Here is an 883-nt window from a genome sequence, read left to right on the forward strand (position 1 = left end):
AGGAAAGGTGTAACTCAACCATGGATGCCTGAGGGCTTGAAGCTGAAACCAGCGTATCGTCGATGGAACTGGTTAGGGTCATATACGCTGCAGTGGTTTTAACCATCGGCGGCAATAAGCGCACCCACTCACCTTCAACGCTTATTTCTGCACGGGCATGACCGGCAATCAATAATACCGCCATCACCGCAATTTTAAAAAAGTTCATCATCAACTCCTATTACCTTAGCTCGCTTGCAAAGACCTGCACATTACAACCAACCTTGCACGTTTTCATTTATTAAACTTGCCAGCACCTTGATATGCGCCTCACTGGCATTTAAGGCCGGAATATATTCATAGCGTTCGCCACCACCTTCAAGAAAATAGTCCCTGTTTTCTACGCCAATTTCTTCGATAGTTTCCAAACAATCTGCAGAAAAACCCGGACAAATTACCTGCACAAAGCGTGTCCCCTGCTTCGCGAGGGATTTTAGCGTTTCATCAGTATACGGCTGCAGCCACTCTGCAGCGCCAAAGCGTGATTGGAAAACGGTCATATACTGATCACCATTTAATTCAAGCGCCTCAGCAATCAACTGACTGGTTTCATTACACTGGGTATAGTAAGGGTCGCCTTTATCATGACTAAATTTAGGCAAACCATGATAAGACAAAAGCAGCTTTTCGGCTTGTCCGTGCAGTTTCCAATGTTCACGAATACTCTCGACAATCGCGTCAATATAGGGTGGGTAATTATGGTAGCTAGCCACGAAACGCAAGCTTGGTATCTGGCGGCGGGAAACATAATCTTTAGCGACTGCATCAAATGTTGAGCCACCTGTGGCACTGGCATACTGGGGATATAAAGGAAGCACTAAAAGCTTATCGCATTGTTGTGACG

2 protein-coding genes are annotated in these 883 nt (G+C 45.8%); both read right to left on the reverse strand.

Annotated features, from left to right (window positions below; all coding sequences use genetic code 11):
- On the reverse strand, positions 1–211 hold a 211-nt coding region (locus tag A3729_RS03250), incomplete at its 3' end, for a copper chaperone PCu(A)C (protein ID WP_156497612.1).
- A gap of 40 nt (positions 212–251) precedes the next feature.
- Positions 252–883: ferrochelatase (gene hemH / locus A3729_RS03255; RefSeq protein WP_082881986.1), on the reverse strand; the 632-nt coding region annotated here is incomplete at its 5' end.

It is taken from the genome of Oleiphilus sp. HI0043, from assembly GCF_001634935.1.